General features: G+C 49.0%; 8 protein-coding genes. 4 read left to right on the forward strand and 4 right to left on the reverse strand.

The window, feature by feature from the left end:
* Positions 1-65: 65 nt before the first annotated feature.
* Entirely contained in the window at positions 66-287 is a 222-nt protein-coding gene (locus IQ235_RS11490; protein ID WP_264321604.1) for a DUF6444 domain-containing protein, read from the reverse strand.
* A 399-nt stretch (positions 288-686) separates the two neighbouring features.
* Between IQ235_RS11490 and IQ235_RS11495 the strand changes: the two genes are divergently transcribed.
* Entirely contained in the window at positions 687-1556 is an 870-nt protein-coding gene (locus IQ235_RS11495) for an Rpn family recombination-promoting nuclease/putative transposase (RefSeq protein ID WP_264321605.1), read from the forward strand.
* 45 nt (positions 1557-1601) lie between these two features.
* On the opposite strand, the gene recQ is transcribed toward IQ235_RS11495, so the two are convergent.
* Positions 1602-3758, reverse strand: a complete 2157-nt coding sequence (gene recQ / locus IQ235_RS11500) for a DNA helicase RecQ (RefSeq protein ID WP_264321606.1) — start codon at positions 3756-3758, stop codon at positions 1602-1604.
* Positions 3759-3976: 218 nt separating this feature from the next.
* Here recQ and IQ235_RS11505 point away from each other — a divergent pair, with 218 nt between their 5' ends.
* Genes IQ235_RS11505 through IQ235_RS11515 form a run of 3 tightly spaced genes read left to right on the forward strand, consistent with a single transcriptional unit; the run spans position 3977 to position 5921 of the window.
* On the forward strand, positions 3977-4948 hold the full coding sequence (locus IQ235_RS11505; protein WP_264321607.1) for an Rpn family recombination-promoting nuclease/putative transposase: 972 nt from the start codon (positions 3977-3979) through the stop codon (positions 4946-4948).
* 43 nt (positions 4949-4991) lie between these two features.
* Positions 4992-5594, forward strand: coding sequence for a hypothetical protein (locus tag IQ235_RS11510; protein WP_264321608.1), 603 nt, complete (start codon positions 4992-4994; stop codon positions 5592-5594).
* Between the two features lie 39 nt (positions 5595-5633).
* Positions 5634-5921 carry a (2Fe-2S) ferredoxin domain-containing protein gene (locus IQ235_RS11515; RefSeq protein WP_264321609.1) on the forward strand — a complete coding sequence of 96 codons (288 nt, stop codon included), beginning with the start codon at positions 5634-5636 and terminating at the stop codon, positions 5919-5921.
* A 176-nt stretch (positions 5922-6097) separates the two neighbouring features.
* Here IQ235_RS11515 and IQ235_RS11520 read toward each other — a convergent pair whose 3' ends face one another.
* Both IQ235_RS11520 and IQ235_RS11525 read right to left on the reverse strand, forming a co-directional pair.
* Positions 6098-6673: a hypothetical protein gene (locus IQ235_RS11520; RefSeq protein ID WP_264321610.1), complete on the reverse strand. Its 576-nt coding sequence runs from the start codon at positions 6671-6673 to the stop codon at positions 6098-6100.
* Positions 6674-6786: 113 nt separating this feature from the next.
* Positions 6787-8385, reverse strand: a complete 1599-nt coding sequence (locus IQ235_RS11525) for a CHAT domain-containing protein (protein ID WP_264321611.1) — start codon at positions 8383-8385, stop codon at positions 6787-6789.
* Positions 8386-8763 lie beyond the last annotated feature (378 nt).

An 8763-nucleotide genomic window follows, 5' to 3' on the forward strand; every position in this document is an offset into this window, starting at 1 on the left:
GAGTAAAGCCTGACCGATTTCACCCGCTACCCCAGAGCGCTCGGACATGCGAATAAAATCCCGTTTCAGGTGGGCCCAACACAGTTGTCGCCGCTCTGGGTCGAACCAATGCTCGCCTTCTTCTGAGCGGGTGGGTCTTTTGATGGCGGCTGGGAACTGTTTTTCGAGTTGAGTCCCAGCCGCTCTTCTATGGTTGTCAGTCTTTGCTCTAGGTGGAATATGAGTTCTTTGACGCTCGCTGGAGTTTTTTCCCAGTTTTCTGGGGGAATCTCGACTCCGGCTATCACGAGCTTCTCTTCGATGTTCCCCAGTTTACACCCTACCCCCCTGAATAGTTACGCAAATTCATCCTACTAACCCTCATCGAAATTGGCATTATTTCCAGTCCGGTTGCGTGGATGATTTCCGCGTTTATCTTCGCCTGGAACTTCTTAAAACCCGAAGAAGACGAGAAAATGTCATTTTCCTAATTGTAGGGTGGGCAGTTCAGTAAATCATGAATTGGCAGCATCGAAAAAACTGCCCACCTTTCCCATACTTAGTCATCATTTTAAGGTAAGCCGTTAAATCCAATATCCAACGGCAAATCTCAAAACAGAAAGCCCCACCCGAAAAATCTTTCCCATCTTTAGATACATTATATAAATGAGTAAAATAAAATTATCCCATCTCAACCCATCACCGCCGTGAGATTCATCAACCCCAAAATCGACTTTGGCTTCAAAAAGATATTCGGTTCCCAAGATAGCCAAGAAATTCTCATCAGCTTTCTCAATGCCATTCTCTACGACGGCGAACCCACCATCGAATTTCTTACCATTCTCAACCCCCATCTCGCCCCTAGGATTCGCGGCTTCAAAGACACCTACCTCGATGTCAAAGCCCAACTCAACAGCGGCAAAACCGTCGTCATCGAGATGCAAGTCCTCAACATTGAAGGCTTCGAGAAACGCATCCTCTACAACGCCGCAAAAACCTACTCGATGCAACTCAAACAAGGAGAAGACTATACCGAACTCAACCCCGTTATTGCCTTAACAATTACGGATTTTGTCATGTTTCCCGATTGGGAAAAATTCACCTCCTGGTTCGTCCTCAAAGAAAAAGACTTCCTGATGGACTACCCTATCTACGATTTAGAACTCGTCTTTGTCGAACTGCCAAAATTCGAGAAAAACTTAGAAGAAGTCCGTACCCTGTGCGATAAATGGTTGTATTTCATTCAAAGGGCGAGACAGATGAACGAAATACCTCCGATTCTTGGAAAAGTTACGGCGATTTCTGAAGCATTTTCGATTGCCAATATTGCCAACCTTTCCGAAGAAGAATTATCCGATTTGGAACATCGAGAAATTTTTATCCACGACCAGCGTAACGCATTCGTCCGTGCCGAACGATCGGGTTGGAAACGAGGTCTCGAACAGGGTCTCGAACAGGGACAACAGGAATCGAAGGTGGAAATCGCTCGCCAATTGTTGGGTATTTTAGACGAAGCAACAGTAGCACAGATGACTGGATTAACGATCGAAAAGATTCGAGAAATCGATCGCCCTTAAAAAGAGTATATTCAAACAATAAGCTGACGACTGAATGCTAAATACTTACTTAATTTTTAATTTTGCATTAACTGCCGCTTTTACCAATCGAATCTCTTCAAAACTATAGCGTTCCCCTAAATGGTCGTAGATTGGTCGCAGGGCTTCTCCTCCCACAACTTCGATCGCCTCTCGTATTTCTTTCTGTACCTCCGGTTCCACCAACCGATCGAGATCGATCGGCTGTTTGCGCTCGATTAACTTTGCTAAATGAGTCGCGATCGTCCTGGCTTTAAAGCCGCGCGCTGCGGCAATTTCAGCAATGCTCAACCCCTGCTGGTACGATTCGAGGGTTTGCAACAGCGTCGCCGAAATCGCCTCTTGACAGTAATCGCGAATTTCCTTGACAAATCGATCGCCATAGTGTTCGAGTTTGTAGTTTCCTACCCCCGAAAGTTGGGCAAATTCCATTAACGACTCGGGGCGTTCTTGTGCCATCAACCGCAGCGTCGAATCGGCAAAAACGACGTAAGGAGGAACCGATTGTTCGTCGGCGATTTGTTTGCGCAGACCTCGCAACCGCAATAGCAACATCTCCGCATCGGCAGAAGAACGATCGCGATCGCTTTTGCCCTCCGTTGCAGGCCTCACCGGAACCGCCATCTCCACTTTGCGCTGCCGTCGCATCACCTCCCAACTGAGAGGATTGAGTTTCAACACCGAATAGCCGTCGGTTGCTTCGTCCATCAATCCCTGGTGCAAAAGCGATCGCGCCAGCAGCTTCCATTCATCCGCCGTGCGATCGCGTCCGATGCCGTATGTGGAGAGTTTCTCGTGTTGGTATTGCTGAACTTTCTTCTTCTTGGAACCGCGCAAGACGTCGATAATATGATTGGTGCCGAAGCGTTCCTTGCACCGCGCCACGCAGGAGAGAAACTTCATCGCTTCGATGGTGCGATCTTCAATATTTCTCGTCTCTTTGCAGTTATCGCAATTGTCGCAGTTGCCCGGAAAACTTTCCCCAAAATAGCTCAACTGAATCGTCCGGCGACAGTCGGTTCCTTCGGCGTAGTCGATGACGCGACGCAACTGTTGGTAAGCAATGCGGCGTTCTCCTTCATCCCCCTTCTGCTCGATAATCCACTCGATTTTTTTCACATCGCCGAAGCCCAAAAACAGGGTACACCGCGCCGGTTCGCTATCCCGTCCCGCTCGTCCGGCTTCTTGATAGTATCCTTCTAAATTTCGGGGTAAATCGTAGTGAATCACGAACCGCACGTCCGGCTTGTTAATCCCCATGCCAAAAGCAATCGTGGCGACTATCACCTGCACGTCATCGCGAATGAACCGGGTTTGATTGGCACTGCGGTCTTTGTCTGGCAGTCCCGCGTGGTAGGGTAATGCCGAAATGCGATCGCGCTGGAGTTTGAACGCCAACTCTTCCACCTGACGGCGACTCATGCAGTAGATAATCCCGGAACCGCCTTTTTGAATTTGTTTGACGATTTCGACGTAGGTGCGACTGTTCTTGCCGCGCACCTCGTAATATAGATTGGGGCGATCGAAACTGGCAACGTGGATGTAGGGTTGCGCCAGCGCCAACTGATCGATGATATCTCCCCGGACTCGTTGGGTTGCCGTTGCTGTCAGCGCCATCATCGGCACTTGAGGGAACTTTTGCCGCAACTGTCTCATTTGGCGGTACTCTGGGCGAAAATCGTGGCCCCATTCCGAGACGCAGTGGGCTTCGTCGATGGCAAACGCAGCAATCCCCACCGACGATCGCACTTGCATCAGAAACTGAAGAAAGTTTTCGCTCAGCAGCCGTTCTGGGGCAACGTAGAGGAGTTTGGTTTCCCCGGAGAGGATGGCATTAGACCGCGATCGCACTTCTGCCCCGCTGACGGTACTATTGAGAAACGTCGCCCCAATCCCGTTATTTTGCAGCGCTTCTACCTGGTCTTGCATCAAGGCAATCAGCGGCGACACCACCACCGTTACTCCCTCTCGCAGCAGTGCCGGAAGCTGGAAGCACAGAGACTTTCCCCCACCGGTGGGCATGACGATGAGGGCATCCCGATTCGAGAGGGCTTGTTCGATAATCTCCTGCTGCCCCGCCCGAAAGCGATCGTACCCGAAATACTGTTTGAGCGATCGTTCTAAGGGGTGGTCTGAAGTCGCGTTCGGTGATGGGGTAGTTGGTGATGCGATCGTATCTGACATTTGCCCCGATGGTTCTGGAGTCCCTCCTTATTGTAAGAGACTGCGAGGCTCGAGGATAATTAAGTCAGCATCGATCGATCTGGTTTTCGATCGAGATAGAATTTTTGTAAACAGGGAGATACACAAACTTCCCACAGTTCCCACCCTGCTTAGATTCCAATTAACTTGTTACCCCGTAAGATAACCAGTACACCTCCATAACTGCTCTAGTTTTTCTCATGGCTTACCCCCTCCAAGAGCGTTACATCAATCTCCTCACCGATTTTGGCTTCAAACGGGTTTTCGGCACAGAACCCAATAAAGCCTTACTCATCGATTTCTTAAATACCCTCCTTCCCCCTCACCATCGCATTCGAGATGTCACCTACAAACGCAACGAAAACTTAGGGAACACAACCCTAGACCGAAAAGCGATTTTCGATATCTACTGCGAAGGGGAAACCGGAGAAAAGTTTATCGTCGAAATCCAAAAAGCCAAACAAAACTTCTTTAAAGATAGGAGCGTATACTACGCAACTTTTCCCATTCAAGAGCAAGCTGAGAAAGGAGATTGGGACTATCGACTTAAAGCCGTCTATACTGTCGGTGTCTTAGACTTCGTGTTTGATGACCATCAAAATGAAGAGACCCTCATTCATACAGTACAGTTGAAAAATCAAAACTGCGAGGTCTTTTACGACAAACTTAATTTCGTTTATATTGAGTTACCCAAATTCACGAAACCTCTTGAAGAGTTAGAGACTCGTTTAGATAAGTGGCTGTTTTTGCTGCGATATTTGCCCGAGTTGAGCGAGCCACCCGACCCTCTGGAAGAATCGATTTTTTCTCAACTCTTTGAAGTCGCCGAAATTGCTAACTTTTCTCCTCCAGAACGGGATAGTTACGAAAATAGTTTGAAGTACTATCGCGACCTGAATAACGTAGTGAATACGTCTAGGGAAGAAGGACTTGAAGAAGGATTAGTTCGAGGTCGTCTGGAGGGAACTCGAACCCTCATTTTACGGCTTCTTTCCCGAAGTCTCGGAGAACTTCCCACTTCACTGCTAGAACGGATTAACCGACTCTCACCTTTGGAGTTAGATACTTTGAGTGAAGCGTTATTAGATTTCTCGAATCTGGAGGATTTAGTAATTTGGTTGGATCGTTTTACTTCTGCGGAAGATGAATTTTCCGATGGTGCTGAGGATTGATGAAAAATAACTGATTTTTTCTAAGTCTTTACTACGATCGCAGATGAATTCCATCAAAGCCACAGATTTTCTAAATCATTTACTCTGTCAAGATGTTGAAATCGTACGAGAGTGGCTCACATCTATTATTGAGAACAAGACAAAACTACCCGATAATTTTAATTGGTTAGGATTGGCTGAAGTTGCAGCATCTAGAGCTAGAAAAATAGTTTTAGAATTAACAGAGAAAAGCTTACAGTGGGCAGAAATTTCAATAGCCACTTATGAGATTCTCGATCGAATTGATACTTCTGTTAGATCTGGCGATAGTTCCTACACTAATTCTGCGATGTGGCTGCGCGTTTATTTAATAGGTCACTTAGGATTTCAAAACGATCGAATTCTAAATCCACAGATAATTTTTGATTGGTTTTTCTCCAGTCTGGAAATCTCCTGTCTAGAAGCTTGCCAAAAAAGTCAGAAATGGAGATTATTTTTGTTTCAGAAGCAGAAATGTCAACTAAATTATTCGGAGATACAAGAAATTCTACAACTTCGGAGAATTAGAGAAAAGCTCAAATTCATTAAATTTTTGTTAGAAAGTTATCCCGAACTGGTCGATAAAGATGTAAGTCTTTGGCTCTCGATCGAAGATAATTTGCTTTAAGATCGCTAACCTTTCGTTATTTTTCGTCCTTAACAACCCATGCCAAAAATCGATCGCGTCCTCGTTTGCCAAAATCGCACCTGTCGCCGCCAGGGTTCCCCGGCAGTTCTGGCCACCTTCAAGGCGAACCCCGTTGCCGATGTCACCGTCGAAGGCTGCGGGTGTTTGGGACAATGCGGCAGCGGGCCGATGGTTTTGGTATTGCCCGAGGAAACCTGGTACGATCGCGTGCAACCCGGTGAAGTGGTGGCGGTCATCGAGCAACACCTACTCGGCGGTCAACCGGTCAAAGCCATGCTATATCGGAAATTTCACCCATCGCGCTGAAACAAACCTACGGATGCGCCATAGACAGATCGTGGAGAAAGAGACGTTTCGGGAAATGACACGATTCCAACACGCTTTCCCCGTGAAGATTTGCTCGTGCTTGACACCTGCATCCGCTGGTTGGGATGGACATTGGATACCAAAAATACGGAAAATGGAGCAGTTGCTTTAAAATCTCAATCGAGATCGGTTTGGTTCAATATGTAATGGGCCGCAGCCAAACTCAAGCGAACTCGTTCGATTTGGGAGAGTTCCGACCATTGAGACGAACTGACCCCAGCAATAGCCGATTCAACGCCATCGGTTCCCCGCATGGCATAGGCGAAAGGACGGGCCAAAACTTGTAAGTCGGCATCCGTCCACTCTGGAAACAGTTGCGCCACACAGGCCACCAATCGGTCTGCGGCCACCTGGGGACTGTCGAGAATTTCTTTGGCCCGATCGGCGATCGCCTCTAAAATCGAGTGGGGAACGGCAGCAAACTTGGAGGCGAGTTCGGTTCTCGACCAACATTGCTGGAGTTGTTTGAAAAGCGCGCTCGATCGCCCAGCAATTTCTTCACTCGAGAGGGCGTTCATCTCTAAGTTCTGTTCTAAAGCCGCAATGTAAGCGTCCGATTCGCCGTTGGCGAGGTTCCACGGATAAGCTAAACCCTCTGCATTGACCGAGTTAGCATCGGGAAACAAAGTCGCCAGCAAATCTAACTCGGCTTGAGTCTGAGACGGATCGGAAGAATTGGGTAAAGTAGACATCGTAGAGTTCCTGTTCGGTGATAACGGGGCAAAGTGTTGGGTTTAAAGGTGCTGACAATCGATTGTTAGTGATGACTACACGGCCATGGAAATGGGTTCCGCAATCTCGTCGATTATTCTTCGATGGCAAATTCCCAGGTTTGTCCCTGAGAACTACCAAATTTAAACTGCATCCCTGAAGTCAGAGGGATTTCCTGGCGGTGGACTTTTTGCCAATTTCCGGTTCCCGCATTCAAAACCAGGGTTCCGTAGCGAGAAACATCTCGCAGGAAGTATGCGGGTTTGCTGTTGTTTCCCGAGGGCTGGAGGTTGCGGTAAAAAATTTCGGCGTGGTGCTTGGAGACCCAGCGTTCTGCTACGGTGAGATCGTTTTGGGCGGTGCGTCCCACTCGCATCAGTCCGGCGCGCACCGGCCAAGTTTTATCGTTGCCGCCCACCAAACGCAGGTAAGCCGAAGAAAGGGGTTGTCCGATGCGGGTGTTGGAGTTGGACGGCAGTTCCGTCAGAGACGAGTCGAAATGGCGCATTGGAATCAGACAGCCATCAAACTCGGGATGCATATACAACACCGGTAGCGTCCAAGCGGGCTGATTGAATTTGTACAGTGTCAGAAGCTGCTGCCGGGCTAGGGAGACCGCCCGATCGATACTGTGCTGTTCGGCGAGGGCTTTGGCAAAGGCTTCGATGAAACTGAGGGCCTCGCGGTCGGCGATCGTATCTCGCATCGCCAGAACCGCCGGAACGCCGTGGTGTACGAGCACTTCGGCGAGGCTGCTGCGAGGAAGACTCTGGAGGTCGTGGCGATCGCACTGCGCCCCCCAGCAAGAGTTAAAGACTGCCAGGGTCACTTGGGCGCGCACCAACACCTGAGCCAGTTCCGTGCCCCCCAGGGTGGTATCCGATCGCAAAAACAGTCGCCCGCCATCGGGTGCGGGAACGCCGTGACCCGCATAGAGAAAAATATGGGTTTCGACCGTTTCGAGGTGTTGGCTCAGTTCGCTGGGGGTCGGTTGAATCAGGGTGGTGACTCGATACGGCGTGGTGCCGTTGAGCTGACCGCAGCGGGCGAAAATTTCAGCTAGGGCGATTGCCTCTTTTTCTAGGTCGAGGCGAGGGCGATTGATTCCTGCGGACTCTTGACCTAAAACCAGCAAAATATTCACAGATCGATCGGCCAGTCGATAGGATAGGGCCTCGACATCGCTGGTGGTGCGAGTGAAGAGCAAACGCTGAGAAAGGGAAATGGCAGGTTTGCCCAGTTGGGGCTGGATAATCTCCCACGGTAAACCCATCAAATGGGGATCGCGCAGTTCCAGGCGCAGGCGCAGGGGCTTTTTCTGACCCATCGCAATGCCTTGACTTTGGGCGAAGCTACGCTGAATCGGGCCTGAGAAGAGCCATTGCCACAACCCCAAGCCTAATTTTTGCATCAGCAGGCTGCTGTAGTTGGTGGCGGGTCCCTGAGTGGTACTCGGTCGCTCGATGATATTTTGGGAAGTCGATCGCGCTAGGGGAGAGGGAATCGGTTCGAGGGAAAAGAGCTGTTGCCAAGCCTGCCAGGTTTGGGCGAGGTCGTCGGTCCAGGGGCAGTCGTGGTGAACGTGACCGCCGAGGTAGGGCGCTTGTAGAACCCAAATGGCAAAGTGATTTCCAGCGGCTGATGTCAAAGGAGCGATCGCGATATTCAGGCAGGGATGGTCGGCTTGCGGCATTCAAAAAATAATGAAACCAAATCTTCAAAGATTCTTCTTTTAGTCTATCTGCAATCTGCGATCGGTCATCAGCAACGGGTTACCTACGAAGATGAGACCGATTGGAGCGGGTATGACCGCTGCTATACACACCCACTGAGATCTTATAGTCCTTCGATCGAAAAACACCACGATCGTTTGCTCTTAACTGATACGATCGCCACAATTTTTGACGAGCGGATGATTTTGGATAAAACCTTCAAATCTTAGTTGACGATCGCAAAAAATAACCCAATTTTAATATTTCTTTTATTTATCGTTCGTAGATATAGCAATTCTCAGTCTTGTGAGGTACACCCAAATTCTATTTCCTATTCCCCATTCCCCATTCCTGGTTAC

Origin of the sequence: Zarconia navalis LEGE 11467, assembly GCF_015207075.1 — a bacterium.
Taxonomy (GTDB): Bacteria; Cyanobacteriota; Cyanobacteriia; order Cyanobacteriales; family Geitlerinemataceae; genus Zarconia; species Zarconia navalis.

Excerpts from the sequence above, each read along its gene's own strand:
- recQ (WP_264321606.1), bottom strand. The coding sequence starts at position 3,758 with ATGTCAGATACGATCGCATCACCAACTACCCCATCACCGAACGCGACT.
- IQ235_RS11505 (WP_264321607.1), top strand. The coding sequence starts at position 3,977 with ATGGCTTACCCCCTCCAAGAGCGTTACATCAATCTCCTCACCGATTTT.
- IQ235_RS11510 (WP_264321608.1), top strand. The coding sequence starts at position 4,992 with ATGAATTCCATCAAAGCCACAGATTTTCTAAATCATTTACTCTGTCAA.
- IQ235_RS11515 (WP_264321609.1), top strand. The coding sequence starts at position 5,634 with ATGCCAAAAATCGATCGCGTCCTCGTTTGCCAAAATCGCACCTGTCGC.
- IQ235_RS11520 (WP_264321610.1), bottom strand. The coding sequence starts at position 6,673 with ATGTCTACTTTACCCAATTCTTCCGATCCGTCTCAGACTCAAGCCGAG.
- IQ235_RS11525 (WP_264321611.1), bottom strand. The coding sequence starts at position 8,385 with ATGCCGCAAGCCGACCATCCCTGCCTGAATATCGCGATCGCTCCTTTG.